17 protein-coding genes are annotated in these 15,180 nt (G+C 68.6%); 3 read left to right on the top strand and 14 right to left on the bottom strand.

Annotation, left to right across the window (positions count from 1 at the left end; all coding sequences use genetic code 11):
* Positions 1-60: 60 nt before the first annotated feature.
* The 3 genes from BYZ73_RS09905 to BYZ73_RS09915 all read left to right on the top strand — a co-directional run bounded on the left by BYZ73_RS09905 (position 61) and on the right by BYZ73_RS09915 (position 3,976).
* Positions 61-1,818 carry a type I secretion system permease/ATPase gene (locus tag BYZ73_RS09905; RefSeq protein WP_112315827.1) on the top strand — a complete coding sequence of 586 codons (1,758 nt, stop codon included), beginning with the start codon at positions 61-63 and terminating at the stop codon, positions 1,816-1,818.
* Positions 1,815-3,116, top strand: a complete 1,302-nt coding sequence (locus tag BYZ73_RS09910; protein ID WP_108027696.1) for an HlyD family type I secretion periplasmic adaptor subunit — start codon at positions 1,815-1,817, stop codon at positions 3,114-3,116. Before BYZ73_RS09905 ends, BYZ73_RS09910 begins: the two co-directional genes overlap by 4 nt.
* 89 nt (positions 3,117-3,205) lie before the next feature.
* Complete coding sequence (locus BYZ73_RS09915) at positions 3,206-3,976, top strand: HpcH/HpaI aldolase family protein (RefSeq protein WP_112315828.1); 771 nt, start codon at positions 3,206-3,208, stop codon at positions 3,974-3,976.
* A gap of 3 nt (positions 3,977-3,979) precedes the next feature.
* Here the strand turns inward: BYZ73_RS09915 and rpoN are convergent, their stop codons facing one another.
* The 14 genes from rpoN to nifN form a co-directional block, all read right to left on the bottom strand.
* Complete coding sequence (gene rpoN, locus BYZ73_RS09920) at positions 3,980-5,287, bottom strand: RNA polymerase factor sigma-54 (protein ID WP_112315829.1); 1,308 nt, start codon at positions 5,285-5,287, stop codon at positions 3,980-3,982.
* Between the two features lie 126 nt (positions 5,288-5,413).
* Positions 5,414-5,725, bottom strand: coding sequence for a ferredoxin family protein (locus BYZ73_RS09925; protein ID WP_108027693.1), 312 nt, complete (start codon positions 5,723-5,725; stop codon positions 5,414-5,416).
* Positions 5,722-7,032 carry an FAD-dependent oxidoreductase gene (locus BYZ73_RS09930; protein ID WP_112315830.1) on the bottom strand — a complete coding sequence of 437 codons (1,311 nt, stop codon included), beginning with the start codon at positions 7,030-7,032 and terminating at the stop codon, positions 5,722-5,724. The genes BYZ73_RS09925 and BYZ73_RS09930 overlap by 4 nt, the downstream gene beginning before the upstream one ends.
* A gap of 12 nt (positions 7,033-7,044) precedes the next feature.
* Complete coding sequence (locus BYZ73_RS09935) at positions 7,045-8,136, bottom strand: electron transfer flavoprotein subunit alpha/FixB family protein (RefSeq protein ID WP_112315831.1); 1,092 nt, start codon at positions 8,134-8,136, stop codon at positions 7,045-7,047.
* Positions 8,137-8,148: 12 nt separating this feature from the next.
* Positions 8,149-9,081: an electron transfer flavoprotein subunit beta/FixA family protein gene (locus BYZ73_RS09940; protein ID WP_108027691.1), complete on the bottom strand. Its 933-nt coding sequence runs from the start codon at positions 9,079-9,081 to the stop codon at positions 8,149-8,151.
* Positions 9,078-9,413, bottom strand: coding sequence for a nitrogenase-stabilizing/protective protein NifW (locus BYZ73_RS09945; RefSeq protein ID WP_108027690.1), 336 nt, complete (start codon positions 9,411-9,413; stop codon positions 9,078-9,080). Before BYZ73_RS09945 ends, BYZ73_RS09940 begins: the two co-directional genes overlap by 4 nt.
* Entirely contained in the window at positions 9,410-10,615 is a 1,206-nt protein-coding gene (gene nifV / locus BYZ73_RS09950) for a homocitrate synthase (protein ID WP_112315832.1), read from the bottom strand. Before nifV ends, BYZ73_RS09945 begins: the two co-directional genes overlap by 4 nt.
* Before the next feature lie 11 nt (positions 10,616-10,626).
* Complete coding sequence (locus BYZ73_RS09955; RefSeq protein ID WP_245943110.1) at positions 10,627-11,346, bottom strand: NifU family protein; 720 nt, start codon at positions 11,344-11,346, stop codon at positions 10,627-10,629.
* Complete coding sequence (locus BYZ73_RS09960) at positions 11,346-11,669, bottom strand: HesB/IscA family protein (RefSeq protein ID WP_108027687.1); 324 nt, start codon at positions 11,667-11,669, stop codon at positions 11,346-11,348. Before BYZ73_RS09960 ends, BYZ73_RS09955 begins: the two co-directional genes overlap by 1 nt.
* A gap of 591 nt (positions 11,670-12,260) precedes the next feature.
* The gene (gene fdxB / locus BYZ73_RS09965) at positions 12,261-12,554 is read right to left on the bottom strand and encodes a ferredoxin III, nif-specific (RefSeq protein ID WP_108027686.1); all 294 of its coding nucleotides are present in this window, start codon (positions 12,552-12,554) and stop codon (positions 12,261-12,263) included.
* 3 nt (positions 12,555-12,557) lie between these two features.
* Positions 12,558-12,767 (bottom strand): CCE_0567 family metalloprotein, encoded by a 210-nt coding sequence (locus tag BYZ73_RS09970; protein WP_108027685.1) that lies wholly within the window; start codon positions 12,765-12,767, stop codon positions 12,558-12,560.
* A 90-nt stretch (positions 12,768-12,857) separates the two neighbouring features.
* On the bottom strand, positions 12,858-13,331 hold the full coding sequence (locus BYZ73_RS09975; protein WP_108027684.1) for a NifX-associated nitrogen fixation protein: 474 nt from the start codon (positions 13,329-13,331) through the stop codon (positions 12,858-12,860).
* Complete coding sequence (nifX, locus tag BYZ73_RS09980; RefSeq protein WP_181498016.1) at positions 13,328-13,771, bottom strand: nitrogen fixation protein NifX; 444 nt, start codon at positions 13,769-13,771, stop codon at positions 13,328-13,330. Before nifX ends, BYZ73_RS09975 begins: the two co-directional genes overlap by 4 nt.
* Before the next feature lie 13 nt (positions 13,772-13,784).
* On the bottom strand, positions 13,785-15,179 hold the full coding sequence (gene nifN / locus BYZ73_RS09985; protein ID WP_112315835.1) for a nitrogenase iron-molybdenum cofactor biosynthesis protein NifN: 1,395 nt from the start codon (positions 15,177-15,179) through the stop codon (positions 13,785-13,787).
* Position 15,180 lies beyond the last annotated feature (1 nt).

Consider the following 15,180-nt stretch of genomic DNA (forward strand, 5'->3'; position numbering starts at 1 on the left):
TGCGCCGGGTCGGGGACCCGATCCTGTGCCCGCAGCGGGCCGCGATGCGGGGGCCGCGCGATGAGCCTCAGGACCCCGCAGAAGGAACTGACACTGGGCCGGGCGCAAAGCCGCGGGCTTCTTTTCGCGGTGCTGGTCTTCAGCGTCTTCACCAACCTGCTGATGCTGACCGGGCCGCTGTTCATGCTGCAGGTCTACGACCGGGTGCTGGGCTCGCGCTCCGAAGAGACGCTGGTCGCGCTCTTCATCCTGGTGGGGGCGCTTTATCTCTTCTACTGGCTGCTCGACTATGCCCGCGGCCGGGTGATGGCCCGGATCGGCGCGCGGCTGCAGGCGGCGCTGGCGCGGCGGGTGTTCTCGGCCATGGTAGAACGCGCGGCGCTGCGCGGCGGGCAGGGGCCGGGCGCGACCGCCATCGGCGATCTCGACGCGATCCGGAACCTGTTTGCGGCGCCGGTGCTTCTGGCGCTGTTCGACATGCCCTGGACGCCATTCTTCCTGGCCGCGATCTTCCTGTTCCACCCCTTGCTGGGGCTGGCGGCCATCGGCGGCGGCGCGGTGCTGATCCTCGCCACGCTGGTCAACCGCTGGGTCACGAATGGGGCGCTGGAACGGTCGCAGGCCAAATCCTCGCGCGCGGCGCGGCTGGCACGGCAGGCCGAAGAGGGTGGCGGGCTGATCTGGTCGCAGGGCATGGCCTCGGTCATGGCCGACCGCTGGGCGCGGATGCAGGAGGATGCCAGCGCCGAGGGCATGGATGCCAATGACCGCAGCGGCACGCTTGCCAGTTTCTCGCGCGCCTTCCGGTTCTTCCTGCAATCGGGGCTTCTGGCGCTGGGCGCCTATCTGGTGCTGCAGCACGCGGTGACGCCGGGCGCGATGATCGCCTCGTCGATCCTGATGGGCCGGGCCCTCGCGCCCATCGAGCAGGTGCTTGGCCAGTGGGCGCTGATCCAGCGCGCCCGCAGCGGCTGGAAGACGCTGGGCGAGTTCCTGCAATCGGTGCCCGAGCGGATCCAGCCGACCCAGTTGCCCGATCCGGTCGCGCAGCTGACGGTGACGAATATCGGCCTGCGCGCCTCGGCGCCCGGCGCGCCGCCGGTGCTGCAGGGCATCAGCTTCGAGCTCAATCCCGGCGAGGCGCTGGGCGTGATCGGCAAAAGCGGCGTCGGCAAGACCACGCTGGCGCGGATCATCCAGGGCCTGTTGCCGCCCACCACCGGCGAGGTCCGGCTGGCGGGCGCGACGCTTGATCAGTACGGACACGAACGGCTGGGCCGGGTGATGGGCTGCCTGCCGCAGGAGGTGCGCTTCTTCGACGGCACGGTGGCCGAGAACATCGCCCATATGGAACTGAACCCCGATCCGGCGCGGGTCGTGCAGGCGGCCACGCTGGCGCGGGTGCATGACATCATCCTCAAGCTGCCGCAGGGCTACGACACCATGCTGATCGAGGGCAGCGGGCTTCTGTCGGGCGGTCAGCGCCAGCGGCTGGCGCTGGCGCGGGCGCTGTATCACGACCCGGTGCTGCTGGTGCTGGACGAGCCCAACTCGGCGCTCGATGCCGACGGGTCCGAGGCGCTGAACGCGGTCGTTGTCGACATGAAGCGGGCCGGCAAGTCGGTCCTGATCATGACCCACCGGCCGACCGCCATCGCGGTCTGCGACCGGCTGATGGTGATCGATGCGGGCCAGCAAAAGGCGCTGGGTCCGCGCGACGAGGTGTTGAAAAGCGTGATCCGCAACGCGCCCGAGGTGCAGCGCGCCATGGGCGCGGCGCGCGTGAACGTGGTGCCGCAGAAGGAGGCGCAGGGATGAGTGCGAAATCGCAGATCAGCGCCCGGCTGCCGCTGGTGGTGGGCATGATCGCCGTGGTCTGCCTGGTCGGCGGCATCGGCGTCTGGAGCGTGGCCACCAACATCGCGGGCGCGGTGGTGGCGCCGGGCACGGTCAAGGTCGAATCCGAACGCCAGGTCGTGCAGCATGCCGATGGCGGCGTGGTGGGCGAGATCCTGGCCAAGGATGGCGACACGGTCGCGGCGGGTCAGGTTCTCGTGCGGCTCGACGGCACCTTCCTGCGGTCCGAACTGATGATCGTCGAACGCCAGCTTCTTGAAATTCAGGCCCGCAAGGCCCGTCTGGTGGCCGAACGCGACGGCGTCGACAGCCCCGATTTCAGCGGGCTCGACAGTTTCAGCAACATCGAGCCGGTCTGGGTGGCCGAACATATCGACGGCCAGACCCGGCTGTTCGCCGCGCGCAAGGCCGCGCAGGCGCAGGAACTGGACCAGCTGCACGAACAGACCGTGCAGATCGAGAACCAGATCGACGGCACCGGGTCTCAGCAGGGGGCGCTGGTCAAGCAGCTTGCCCTGATCGAGAAGGAACTGGCCGACAAGATGACGCTTTACAAGCAGAACCTCGTGCCCGCGAGCCAGGTTCTGGCCCTGCAGCGCGAAGAGGCCGGGCTTGAGGGCGATATCGGCCGGCTGACCTCGCAGGAGGCCGAGCTGCGCGCCAAGATCTCCGAACTGGCGGTGCAGGGGCTTCGGCTTCAGGAAAGCCGCCGCGAGGACGCGATCACCACGCTCCGCGACCTGCAATACTCGGAAATCGAGCTGCAGGAACGGCGGCTGAGCCTGACCGAACGGCTGTCGCGGCTCGATGTGCGCAGCCCGGTCGACGGGGTCGTCTTCGGGTCGAAGGTGTTTGCCCTGGGCTCGGTGGTGCAGGCGGCCGAACCGATGATGTATGTCGTGCCGGGCGGTCAGGCGCTGCTGGTCTCGGCCAAGGTCGAGACCACCGATATCGACGAGGTGTTCCCGGGCCAGCCGGTCTCGCTGAAATTCACCACCTTCGACAGTCGCACGACTCCCAATGTCTCGGGCACCGTGCTGCGGGTCTCGGCCGATGCGCTGACCGACGAGGCGACGCGCGCCACCTATTACGAGGTGGTGATCCAGCCCGATATCGACGAGATGGCGGCGCTTCCGAATGTCGAGCTGGTGCCCGGCATGCCGGTCGAATCCTTCATCCGCACCCGCGACCGCTCGCCTCTGTCCTATCTGCTGCACCCGCTCGCGGTCTATTTCGAGCGCGCCTTCCGCGAGACCTGATCCGCCGGGACCGGCCGCCGGTCCGGGCTTGACCCCGGCCCGGCCGCGTCGCAGCCTGCGCCCGGTCACGGGCAAGCGGGAGGAGACGCATGGAAAATCCGGTCAACAGGTTCAAGGCGGGGCTGAGGGAGGGGCGCCATCAGCTTGGGGTGTGGAACGCGATCCCGCATCCGACGGTCACCGAATGTCTTGCCGCCTGCGGCTTCGACTGGATCGTGATCGACACCGAACACGGCGCTATGGAGGTGACGGACGCGCTGCCCGCGCTGCAGGCGGTGGCGGGCTATCCGGCGGCTTCGGCCGTGGTCCGACCGGCGATCAACGACTGGGTGCTGATCAAGCGCCATCTCGATCAGGGCGCGCAGACGCTGATGCTGCCTTATGTGCAGTCGCGCGACGAGGCCGAGGCGGCGGTCCGCGCGATGCGCTATCCGCCGCGCGGGCTGCGGGGTGTCGCGGGCATGACGCGGGCCAGCCGCTACGGGCTGGTCGAGGACTACAGCCGCCGCGCCGAGGACGAGCTGTGCCTGATCCTGCAGGTCGAGACCGCCGCGGCGCTTGACCGGCTGGAAGAGATCGCGACCGTCGAGGGCGTCGACGGCATCTTCATCGGCCCGGCGGATCTTTCGGCCAGCATGGGCTATCCGGGCCAGCCCGAACATCCCGCCGTGGTTGCGGCCATCGAAGGCGCCATCGCCCGGCTGAAGGCCGTGGGCGTGCCCTCGGGCATCCTGACGCTCGATCCCGATTTCGCCCGGCGGTGCATCGCGCTTGGCACCGGGTTCACTGCGGTCGGCGTCGACATGCTGTCGCTGCGAAACGGGGCGAGGGGGCTGGTCGAGGCCTTCGGCAGCGCGTGACGCTCAGGCCGACAGCCGCGCCGTGTGCCGCCGGTCGTAGGAGGATGGAATGCCCAGCACGTCGCGGTATTTCGCGACGGTGCGGCGGGCCAGCGTAAAGCCCGCCGCCTTGGCCTGGGCCACGATGGCGGCGTCGGACAACGGCCGGGCGGGGTTTTCCTTCGCCACGATGTCGCCCACCAGCGCGATCAGCGCGTCCTGCGACGGCCCGTCCTCGCCCGATCCGGGCGTGAAGGCGCGGCTGAAGAAGGCCCGCAGCGGCACCGTGCCCCGGGGCGTCTCGATCATCCGGTGCTGGACCGCGCGGCTGATGGTCGAGGCATGCAACCCCAGTTCCTCGGCGACGTCCTCGGTGCTGAGCGGGCGCAGATGGCGCGGCCCGCTGTCCAGATAGTCGGTCTGCCGCCGCACCAGACAGACCGCCGCCGCCAGCAGCGTCGAATGCCGCCGCTCGACCGCCCGGGCCAGCCACTGCGCGCGCGACCGGGCGCGGGCCATGAAGGTCCGGGCGGCGGCATCGCGCCCGGTGTCCGGAGGCTCGGTGATCTTGATTGCGGGCAGGCTCGAGCGGTTCAGCTCGACCGCCCAGGTGCCGTCCTTGCGGATCACCCGAAGATCGGGCGGCAGGATCGGCGGTTCGGCCGCGGCGAAGGCCAGCCCCGGCTTGGGGTCGAGCCCGCGAATGGACCGCAGCGCGTTGCGCACGTCCTGGGGGGTGCCGTCGCACAGGTCGGCCAGCGCGTCGATCCGGCCCTCGGCGACCATGTCGAGATTGTCGAGGATCACCGACAGTTCCCAGGTCAGCATGCCCCGATCCTCGGCCTGCAGCCTGAGGCATTCGGCCAGTCCCCGGGCGAAAAGCCCCGCCGGTTCGAATTGCTGCAGCCGCGCCAGCACCGCCTCGGCCACGCTCAGCGGCACCCGGGTCGCGGCGGCCACGGTCTCGGGGGCGGCGCCCAGCCAGCCGGTGGGCTCCAGCGCCTCGGCGAAGGCCTCGGCCACGCGGGCGAGGCGCGGATTGGGAAAGGCCAGCGCGATCTGGCGGAAGACGTGGTCGTAGAGGCTGGGCTTGTCCGAGGCGAGCGCCGCGATGGCATCGAAATCGGACCCCGCGCCGCGGCCCGCGACGCCCGTCGGCACCGCGCGCAAGGCCTGCGGCACCGACACCTCGAGGCAGGGATTTTCCAGCGCCTCCTCGGCCAGATAGGCCGACAGGTCGACCGCGGTCATCTGCAGGATCTTGAGCGCCGCCTGCATCTTCGCGGTCATGGCCAGACCCTGGGTCTGGCGCTGGGAAACTGTCATCTCCATGGCAGCATCCTAGCACGGAAACGGGCGCGGCGGGCAATGATGGCATCGCCCCGGCCCGGGACCGAAGGCCCTGCACGCGGGCGCCCGGCCGCAGAGGAACGGCCGGGCTGCCTCATCTCGCGGCACTCAGCCGAACTTGAAGAGGATCCCGTAGCCGCCGCGCGGATAGGACCATTCCAGTTCGCCCGTGGCCTGGCACACGATCCGGCAGGTGCCGCATTCCATGCAGCCATCCGCCGCCACCTCGACCTGGCCGTCCTCGTTGATCGAGTAGCAGCCCGCCGGGCAGATCTTGGTCAACGCCTTCAGCTCTTCGCTGTCGCCGCCCGCCTGATGGTTGATCTTCACATGCGGCCGGCCCTCGTCCACCTGGTAGCGGTTCTGATAAAGCCGCTCTTCCATGCGGGGGGATTTGCTGCCGTTGGTCTTGTCCGTCATCGCCAGGCCCTCGCCACTTTAAGCATATCAAAGGCAACATTGAGCCAGTTGCCACGGGCTTTCTTGAGACCCTTCAGGATCTCGGTCTCCTTGGACCGCTTGTCGCGACCGTCGACCCGCAGGAAAGCGTTCATCGAGCGGTTGAGCAAGGCGGGATAGGTGGTGAAGAGCTGCCGGTTCTTCTCGAGCAGCCCCGGTATCTTGCGGTATTTCTTGAGGTCCTTGATCACGACGCTGTCTTCCAGCGCGTCGCGATACAGCTTGAGGTTCTCGTTCGTTGCGGGCAGCCCCTGCGCCTTCAGCGCGATCAGGCTTTCGCCCGCCAGCCGCCCCGAGGTCATCGCCAGGTTCGAGCCCTCGCGGTGGACCGCGTTCACGAACTGCCCGGCATCGCCCACGATCAGCCAGCCGTCGCCCGTGAGCTGCGGGATCGCGTCATAGCCGCCCTCGGGGATCAGGTGGGCGACATATTCCTTCATCTCGGCGCCCTTCAGCAGCGGCTTGACCGAGGGGTGGTTCTTGAACCGGTCGAGCAGCTCGTAGGGCGGGATCTTCTCGCGGGCGAAGTCGGCGACCAGACAGCCGACGCCGATCGAGATCGATTCCTTGTTGGTGTAAAGGAACCCGGTCCCGACCATGCCGGAAGACACCGACCCCAGCACCTCGATCACCACGCCCTCGTCCTCGTCGGCGAGGTTGAAGCGCTCGCGCACGGTTTCCTCGGGCAGGAAATGGGTTTCCTTGACCGCAAGCGCCACATGCTGCGGCTTGATCTCGCTCCGCAGGCCGGACCGCTGGCCCACGAGCCCGTTCACGCCCTCGGCCAGCACCACCACATCGGCATAGACCGGGCCGCCCTCGCGGTCGGTCAGCACGCCGATGACCTTGCCGGCCTCGTTCTTGACCAGCTCGGTCACCGTGGTCTCGGTGATCAGCGTGACCCCGGCCTCGCGCACCTGCTTGGAAAACCACTTGTCGAACTGCGCGCGCAGGATCGTGTAGCGGTTGGGTTTTTCCTCGTTGAAGGTGTCCGACCGGTGATGGGTGCCGGTGTGGGATTTCTCCGACAGCATCCAGAACCGCTGTTCCACCACATGGCGTTCCAGCGGCGCGGTCTCGCGGAAATCGGGGATGATGCGTTCCAGGGCATCGGCATAGAGGATCGCGCCCTGCACGTTCTTCGAGCCGGGATATTCGCCCCGGTCGATCTGCAGCACGTTCAGTCCCGCCTTGCCCATCGTGTAGGCCGCCGCGTTGCCGGACGGACCGGCCCCGACGACGATGGCATCGAAATGTTCAGCAGGCATCGGTCAGTCCTCTCAGCTGGCCATCGCACGCGCCGAAAGGCGGCGGGCGAAGGCGTCGGTCAGGGCCGGCAACACGGTCAGCGCGTCGGCCACCACGCCCAGATGGGCGAATTCGAAGATCTTGGCCTCGGGGTCGGTATTGATCGCGATGATCAGGTCCGCCCCCTCGACACCCACCCGGTGCTGGATCGCGCCCGAGATCCCGGCGGCGATGTAAAGCTTCGGCCGGATCGTGTTGCCAGTCTGGCCGATCTGGCGTTCGGCCGGCGCCCAGCCCTTCTGCACCAGCGGACGCGACACGCCCCATTCGGCGCCCAGCACCGCGGCCAGCCGCTGCACCAGTGCGAGGTTCTGCGGCTGTTGCAGCCCCATGCCGCCCGCGACCACGATATCGGCATAGGCAAGGTTGGCCTTCTCGACCTGCGCGTCCGAGACGAATTCCAGCACCTTGGTGACGATGTCGTCTTCCTTCATCCGCAGCGAATGCCAGACCATCCGGCCCGAGCGCGAGGTGTCGGGTTCGGGCATCGCCATCACGCGGGGCCGCACCGTCGCCATCTGCGGGCGGTGGTTCAGCGTATGGATGGTGCACAGAAGCGTGCCGCCGAAGGTCGGCCGGGTCGCGGCCAGCGACTTGTCGTCGGCGATCCTCAGTTCGGTCGAGTCGGCCGTCAGACCGGTTTGCAGCGTGGTCGCGACCGACCCCGCCAGATCGCGACCCAGAGGCGTCGCGCCCAAGAGCAGGATCTCGGGCTGGTACTTGTTGACCAGATCGGTCATCGCCCGGGTATAGGGCTCGTTGCGGTAATCGGCGAGCAGCGGGTCCTCGCAGATGTAGCAGACATCGGCGCCGTAGTGATAGGCCTCCTTGATCGCCTGCTTGGTGCCCTCGTCGCGCGGCCCCAGAACGACGCCGCACAGATCGACGCCCAGGTCATCGGCCAGCTTGCGGCCTTCGCCCATCAACTCCCACGACACCGGGTGGACCTTGCCGCGCTCGATCTCGACGAAGACCCAGACATGCTTGTAGCTCTTGAATTTCTCGGCCAGCTGCATCTGCATCGCAGCGCGGCTGCTGGCGGGGTTTTGCGGAGCTTGTGCCATCACGCGATCTCCTTACGCAGTGATCTTGGCGGACACGTCCGCCTCGAGTTTCGGGCTCTTCGCGAAGAGGACGTCGAGGATCGCGTCGCCGATCTGGGCGGGCGTCTTGCCCTCGACGGCGACCATCTCGGCCTTCTCGGCGCGGGGCTGGGGCGCGAAGACGCGCTTGACGACCGTGGGCGAGCCGCGCAGTCCGCATTTCATCGGGTCCTCGATGCCGGCATCGTCGGCCGACCAGACCGTCAGCGGCGCGCGGGCGGCGCGCAGCATGTCCTGCAGGGTGCCGCGGCGCAGGTGGTTGGTGTCCTCGAGCATGGTGATGAGGCAGGGCAGCTTCGATTGCAGCACCTGAACCCCGCCCTCGGACCGGCGGCGCACGGTGATGGTGGCGGCCTCGGTTTCCAGCGAGTCGATGGCCGAGACATAGGTCAGCTGGTTCAGCCCCATCCGCCGGGCGATGCCGGGGCCGACCTGCGCGGTGTCGCCGTCGATGGTCTGCTTGCCGGTGAAGACGATGTCGATGGGCGCCTCTTCGGCCAGTTTGGTCAGCGCCGAGGTCAGCGCGAACGAGGTCGCCAGCGTGTCCGACCCGGCAAAGCGGCGGTCGGTGATCAGCACCGCCTTGTCGGCGCCAAGACCCAGCGCGCGGCGCAGCGCGTCCTCGGCCATGGGCGGACCCATGGTCAGGACGGTGACCGTCCCGCCGTAATCGTCCCGAAGCCGCATCGCCTCTTCGAGCGCGAAAAGATCATAGGGGTTGATGATCGTCGGCACGCCCTGACGCATGATCGTGTTGGTGACCGGGTGAACCCGGATCTGGGCCGAGTCCGGCACCTGCTTGATGCAGACGACGATGTTGAGCCCCTTGCGGGTCTCGACGGGCTCTTCGGGCGCGTCGATGGCCTCGGCGGCGGGGAAGTCGGGTTCGTTGAGTTTCTCGCTCATTGGACAGACAGCCGAAGCCCCTCCATCGGCACGACATTGCCGCGCGGTTGCGTGTAGATCTTCAGCGCCTTCTGGGCGCGCGGGGTGGAATTCTCGAAATCGGCATGGGCCTTTTGCAGGGCCGCGCGGGCGGCGGCGCGCACGGCGTCGTCGTCAAGCTGGCCGAGATCGGATTCGGCCAGATACTGGCCCATCCGTTTCATCACATGCAGACGCGCCCGGTTGAGCACCGCCTGATCGAAAGGCAGGTCGAGAAAGGCGAAGAGGTCTTCGGCCGAGGACAGGGCGTAGAGCTGGTCGAGCATGCTCGGCCGGGACGCGGGGCGTGTCATGTCAGGCTCCGTTCTTGGGTTTCGGTCGGTCCGGGATGGCGGGCAAGCGCCTCGGCCCGGGCGGTGAGAAGAATGAGATCGGCCGGGGTGGCCGCGCGCTTTTCGCGGTCGGCCCAGTCGCGCAGAAGCGGCAGCACGGCGCGCGCGGTGGTCTCGTCCGAGGGCAGCCCGGCGGCCTCCAGCGCCTGGATCAGCGCAGCGAGCCCCGAATGCTTGCCCAGCACGATTTCGCGGGCGCGGCCGAAGCGGGCCGGGCTCAGCGCCTGGGCCTCGTAGGTGCCGGGGTCCTTCAGAAGCCCGTCGACATGGATGCCGCTTTCATGGCTGAAGACATTAGCGCCGACGATGGGCCGGGTCGGCGACAGCGGCCGGTTCGAGGCCCGGGCGACGATCTGCGACAGCCCGCAGAGCCTATCGAGCGCGACCCCGGTCGGCCGGCCCTGAACGGCAAGGGCTGCCACGACCTGTTCCAGCGCGGCATTGCCCGCGCGTTCGCCCAGACCGTTGACGGTCACCGACAGATAGGCCGCGCCGCCGCGATGCGCCGCCAGCGTGTTGGCCGTGGCAAGCCCCAGATCGTCATGGGCGTGGAATTCCAGCGGCAACGGCCCCGGCGCCAGGATCGAGACCAGCGTATGGGCCGCGAACGGGTCCATCAGCCCCAGCGTGTCGGCCAGCCGCATCCGGATCGCGCCCGCCTCGGCCGCGACCTGCGCGAGCTGGGCGAGAAAGCCGATATCGGCGCGCGAGGCATCCTCGGCGCCGACCGAGACCGCAAAACCCGCCCGCGCGGCCAGCCGGACCAGCCGCGAGACCTCTTTCAGCGCCCAGTCGCGGTCGCGCCCCAGCTTGCCCGCCAGCTGGCGGTCCGAGGCGGGCACCGTCAGGTGGATGCGCGACAGCGCGGTCATTGCCGCCAGTTCCAGGTCGCTGTCGCGCAACCGGCACCAGGCGACGCCCCGGGCGCGGGTCAGACGCGCGCCCGCCTCGCGGATCGCCGCGACCTCGGCCATGCCCATGGCGGGCACGCCCAGCTCGATCTCGGCCACGCCCGCCCGGTCGAGCGCCACCGCGATCTCGACTTTTTCGGCGGCCGAGAAGGCAACGCCCGCCGCCTGTTCGCCGTCCCGCAGCGTGGTGTCGCAGATCTGCGCCGGGGGCAGGGCGGGGGTGAACTGGTCGGGGACATAGGGGGCAGTCATGGGGGCAGTCCTTAGCGGCTGGGGGCGGGAACGACGAAGACCGGCCGGCCGAGTTCCTCGGCAAGTCGTTTCTGCAGGCCGCCGAGGGTCAGCCCGGCCAGCTGGCAGCCCGAACAGCTGCCCTTCAGATGCACCCGGACGCGGGGGCCCAGAATGTCGTGGAAGGCGACATCGCCGCCATCGGCGCGAAACCGGGGCCGCATCTCGTCCAGCACCGCCTCGACCCGGGCGCGTTCCTCCTCGGCCGAAAGCCTGGGGGCGCCGGTCTTCGAGGGCAGGGCGGGCTTGATCGGGGCAACGCCCAGCGGCTGGGCGACGCGGATGCCCTGGGCGGCGCGGAAGGCCGGGGGCTGGGCGTAATCCTTCAGCGCGGCGACAAGGCCCTCGGCCGCGACCTCGGCGGCCGAGCGGTCCTCGGCGGGCAGCCCGCCCAGCGCGGCCTCGATGGCATCGGCATCGATCTTGCGGGCCTCGGCAAGCGCCTTGCCGATCACCAGCTCGGTCAGCGCCGAGCCCGCGGCGACTTCGGGCCCGCCGCCGGTCGACTGGAACATCGCGGCAGCGATCCGGCCGGCCTCGATTTTCACGGTCAGGCGGAAGGCATTGCCGCTGCGCACCGCCCCGGCTTCGCCCAGTGCATTGGCGCCCTCAAGCGTGCCGCGGTTGCGCGGGTTCAGGAAATGGTCGGTGAGGATTTCGGAATAGTCCAGCATCTCTCTCTCCGGGTCCATCAGCAGAAGGATTTGCCGCAGCCGCAGCCGCTTTTGGCATTGGGATTGTCGAAGACGAAGCCCGAGCCCTCGAGCCCCGAGACGAAGTCGATGGTGGTGCCGAGCAGGTAGCCCTGGCTGTCGGGATCGATCAGAACGGTGACCCCGCCTTCGGCCTCGACCACGGCATCGGTCTCTTCGCGGGTCAGCTCGAGCGCCATGGCATATTGCAGCCCTGCGCAGCCGCCCGACTGCACCATCAGGCGCAGCCCCGCGATGGGCTGGCCCGCGCCCTCGATCGCGCTGGCCATGGCGTCTCTGGCGGCTTCGGTGATCTGGATCATGGCTGTCTCCTGTCGGTCTCGGTCCCTGACAGGAATTAAGCAATGAGCGTGCCAAGAATTCAGAGCGTTGCTTTCAAGGAGATTTCCTGCCCCGTTCTTTACAGTGTCGGCTTTGTCGGTGGGGTCTTTGGCGGATATGCGACACGAGGACTGCGGCAGATTGTCAGAACCGGGAACTCTCCCGCGCCCGGCCTGCGCGGGGCTTTCGCCCCGCTTGTCCGGCCTTGGGCCGGGCCGCGCCCCTGCGGGCCGCGGCCGCTGCGCGGAGGGTATTTGCGCCAAGAAGAAAGGAACATTTTGCGTCTTCTTCTTGGCCGAAATACCCCGGGGGTCCGGGGGCAGCGCCCCCGGCGCGGTCCAGATGGTTTGATACCGAGCGCAAGACGTGGCCTGCCTTTTCGGGCGGCCGTGAGGGGGCTGGTTCACGAGGTTTGAGGCCGATGGGGACTGCCGGGCTCTTGCGGGATCGTCCCGTGCGAACCATCGATACCGGACCGGCTGACCGGTCACACCGGCCCCCGACACGAGGCGAGCCGGCTCCGGTGCGGGAGCCGGCTCATCGGGCCGGTCGGCGATGTGGGGTCGGGCCGCTCAGGCCGGGGCGTGGGTCTGACAGCCCGAGGGGCAGACGCGGGCGCAGGCGCCGCAGCCGATGCAATCGTCGCCATCGGCGATGACCATGATCTTGCGCTCGATCTCGTCTTCGTATTCCTCGTCGTCGAGATCGACGATCTCGTCCTCGTCGGTGACGCCCTTCAGGGTCAGCACGCTGCGGGCGCAGACCTTGAAGCAGCGGCCGCAGCCGATGCATTTGCCCTGATCGATCGCCATCAGGAATTCGGGGATGTATTCGGTGCCGCCGCGGGTCGTGGCTGTGATCGGCATGGCTCAGGCCTCCTCTGCGGCGTTCCGGGCCGCTTTCAATGCGTTGCGTGCATCTTCCAGGTCCTTGAAGACCTGATGGGTTTCGGCGGCGACCTCGGGGATGCGCTGCCAGTCGACGGGAAGCTCCTCGGCCAGATCGTGCAGGTTCATCTTGGCGTTGGTGGCGCGCATCGACAGTTTCCTGACTTTCGCTTCAAGCTCTTCAAGGCTCATCGGCTGTCCTCGGGATGATGGGACGAAAACGGAACACGGGCCCGGCCGGGGCCGGGCACCACGGTGGGCTGGACCCTGCGGCCGCGGCCTTCAGGCCCGGGCGGCCTCGGGGAAGCGCGCCACCATGTCGGCCGCGTCCGCCGTCAGCTGCTCGCCGGTTTCGGCCAGCCTGGCGAAGGTCTCGAAGCCGAAGCGGTGGATGTCGCGCACATGTTTCGACAGCACGACGAGCCGCCCCGAGATCAGCACGATCCGCCCGAAGCCCTCATGGGTGATCCGCGACATCTGCGCGGCCTGGGCGCCGGTCCGGCGTTCCAGAAGAAGGGCGACCGCGTCGTAGAACCGCTCGACCCGCCAGAGCACGTCGGGATCGGGGTCGCAGATGATCGGGATCTCGCGGCGTTCTTCCTTGGTCACGATGAAATCGGCCAGGATCTCGGCATCGGGCTTGCCGTCCCAGCTGCCATGGGTGTCCTCGGCGCGGATCACCGCGATCAGCTGGGTCAGGTATTCGCTGGTCGGCAGCGCGCCGCCGCGGGGCAGGGTGTCGGCCTCGCTGCTCATTCGCTGTAATCCTCGGCATAATCGGAAGCGAAATCGGTCTGCGGCCGGCCCAGCACCTTGCGCAGGAAGGGCGGGGGCGAGCCTTTCAGCATGGTCTGGGTCTGGGCGATGACCTCGGCGATGGGTTCGGGGTCCTTGCGCTTGATCGGGTGGATGCCCGCGCGCACCACCTTGGCGGCCGAAGGCCCGCCGATCGCCAGCACGAACAGCAGCGCGCAGCCGGTCAGGGCCTCGACCTTGGGGGTGATCCGGTCGTCAAGATTGTCATGGCCGCCCTTCTGGTCGGTCACGGTGTCGAATTCCAGCACCTCGACCAGGCGCGACGACGTGGTCGTCACCTCGTAGACGGCGAATTTCGCGGCCGATCCGAAATGCGCGTCGAGACGCTCCATGTCGTTGGTCGCAATGGCGATTTTCAGCGGGATTTCGCTGTCGGTCATGTCTGTCTCCGGCTCAATGAGGCGCAGTCTGCGGGCGGTCATGGTCGAACTCCGGGTCGATGGGGGCGGCGCCGAAATCCTCGGGGCGCGCAGCATGCGGATGGGCCAGCACCGCATTGGCCACCTCGAAGAGGAAGGCGCGGGTGCCGCGATAGCCGACCCGGCAGACATCCTGCGCGCCGAGCCGGTCGTTGATGGGAAAGCCCGCGCGCACCAGCGGCAGGCCCAGCGCCTGGGCCGCGTGGCGGCCATGGGCGTGACTGATCAGAAGGCTCGCCTCGCCCTTGCGCGCCCCGGCCTCGAGATCGCCGAGATCGCCCAGAACGGCCTCTTCGGCCGGGATCAGCTCGACGATGGGATTGGCGCCCGAGGTGGTGACGACGGCCACCGCCTCGGCGCCCATGCCCGCCAGCGCCGAGCTCAGCGCATAGGCAAGGTCGGGATCGGCGGCGATGGCATAGCGCAGGCCCCCGGTCTGGAAATGCGCATCCAGCATCGCATCCTGCAGCCGGGCGCGGTCGCGCTTGATCGCGTCTGGCGCATCGGCGGTCCCCGCCAGCGCCATCAGCGCATGGACGAAGCTGTCGACGGCGCGCAGCCCCGTCAGCGACGGGAAGACCTGCACCTCCATATGGCCGCGCTGGCCCAGAAGCCGCGCCGCGCCTTGCATGCTTTCGCCGATGGCGAAGGTCGCGACCGATTTCGCCATGGCCGGGATCGCGTCAAGCCGGGTCCCGCCCAGCGAGCGCCCCGACCAGTCCTCGGCCAGATGGCCGTCAAGCGCGGTCGAGAGATCGGGCAGGAAGATCGGGGTCAGGTCGAAGGCGCGGATTAGGCGGTCGATTTCCTCGATTTCGGCCGGGGTGACGTTGGCCGAGGGCAACACGTTGACCTGACGCGCGACCGTCTCGGAGCGCGCGGGGTCGCGTTCCGGCACCAGCGCCTCGACGATGGCGGTGACGGCGGCGGCCCAGCCATCCTCGATCGCGCCCTCGAAATCGGGGGTCGAGGCATAGACGACCTTCAGATCGCCGAAATCCTTGCGCCGGGCCAGGATCTCGCGCAGCTCGCCCGGCACGTCCTCGCCGCGGGTTTCGGTCAGCGCGGTCGAGGCGATGCCGATAAAGCGGGGATGGGCACGCTTGCGGATATTGGCGATGGCCTCCTCGATCTGGTCGGGGCCGCCGAGGATGGTCGAGACCTCGTTCATCGCCGTGGTCTGCAGCGGAATCGCTTCCTTGAAGTGGCGCACCATATGGACCATGGCAAAGGCGGTGCAGCCCTGCGCGCCATGAAACAGCGGCACCGCGCCCTCGATGCCCAGATAGGCCATCGCGGCGCCCAGCGGTGCGCTCGATTTCAGCGGGTTGGTCGACAAGGCGCGGCGGGGGCGGGTGAGGCGGGCCATC

This window comes from Rhodovulum viride, assembly GCF_003265965.1.
In the GTDB taxonomy this organism is placed as follows: Bacteria; Pseudomonadota; Alphaproteobacteria; order Rhodobacterales; family Rhodobacteraceae; genus Rhodovulum; species Rhodovulum kholense.

What these genes read in the sequence shown, in the direction of transcription:
- BYZ73_RS09905 (WP_112315827.1), top strand. Translation starts at nt 61, where the DNA reads ATGAGCCTCAGGACCCCGCAGAAGGAACTGACACTGGGCCGGGCGCAA.
- BYZ73_RS09910 (WP_108027696.1), top strand. Translation starts at nt 1,815, where the DNA reads ATGAGTGCGAAATCGCAGATCAGCGCCCGGCTGCCGCTGGTGGTGGGC.
- BYZ73_RS09915 (WP_112315828.1), top strand. Translation starts at nt 3,206, where the DNA reads ATGGAAAATCCGGTCAACAGGTTCAAGGCGGGGCTGAGGGAGGGGCGC.
- rpoN (WP_112315829.1), bottom strand. Translation starts at nt 5,287, where the DNA reads ATGGAGATGACAGTTTCCCAGCGCCAGACCCAGGGTCTGGCCATGACC.
- BYZ73_RS09925 (WP_108027693.1), bottom strand. Translation starts at nt 5,725, where the DNA reads ATGACGGACAAGACCAACGGCAGCAAATCCCCCCGCATGGAAGAGCGG.
- BYZ73_RS09930 (WP_112315830.1), bottom strand. Translation starts at nt 7,032, where the DNA reads ATGCCTGCTGAACATTTCGATGCCATCGTCGTCGGGGCCGGTCCGTCC.
- BYZ73_RS09935 (WP_112315831.1), bottom strand. Translation starts at nt 8,136, where the DNA reads ATGGCACAAGCTCCGCAAAACCCCGCCAGCAGCCGCGCTGCGATGCAG.
- BYZ73_RS09940 (WP_108027691.1), bottom strand. Translation starts at nt 9,081, where the DNA reads ATGAGCGAGAAACTCAACGAACCCGACTTCCCCGCCGCCGAGGCCATC.
- BYZ73_RS09945 (WP_108027690.1), bottom strand. Translation starts at nt 9,413, where the DNA reads ATGACACGCCCCGCGTCCCGGCCGAGCATGCTCGACCAGCTCTACGCC.
- nifV (WP_112315832.1), bottom strand. Translation starts at nt 10,615, where the DNA reads ATGACTGCCCCCTATGTCCCCGACCAGTTCACCCCCGCCCTGCCCCCG.
- BYZ73_RS09955 (WP_245943110.1), bottom strand. Translation starts at nt 11,346, where the DNA reads ATGGACCCGGAGAGAGAGATGCTGGACTATTCCGAAATCCTCACCGAC.
- BYZ73_RS09960 (WP_108027687.1), bottom strand. Translation starts at nt 11,669, where the DNA reads ATGATCCAGATCACCGAAGCCGCCAGAGACGCCATGGCCAGCGCGATC.
- fdxB (WP_108027686.1), bottom strand. Translation starts at nt 12,554, where the DNA reads ATGCCGATCACAGCCACGACCCGCGGCGGCACCGAATACATCCCCGAA.
- BYZ73_RS09970 (WP_108027685.1), bottom strand. Translation starts at nt 12,767, where the DNA reads ATGAGCCTTGAAGAGCTTGAAGCGAAAGTCAGGAAACTGTCGATGCGC.
- BYZ73_RS09975 (WP_108027684.1), bottom strand. Translation starts at nt 13,331, where the DNA reads ATGAGCAGCGAGGCCGACACCCTGCCCCGCGGCGGCGCGCTGCCGACC.
- nifX (WP_181498016.1), bottom strand. Translation starts at nt 13,771, where the DNA reads ATGACCGACAGCGAAATCCCGCTGAAAATCGCCATTGCGACCAACGAC.
- nifN (WP_112315835.1), bottom strand. Translation starts at nt 15,179, where the DNA reads ATGGCCCGCCTCACCCGCCCCCGCCGCGCCTTGTCGACCAACCCGCTG.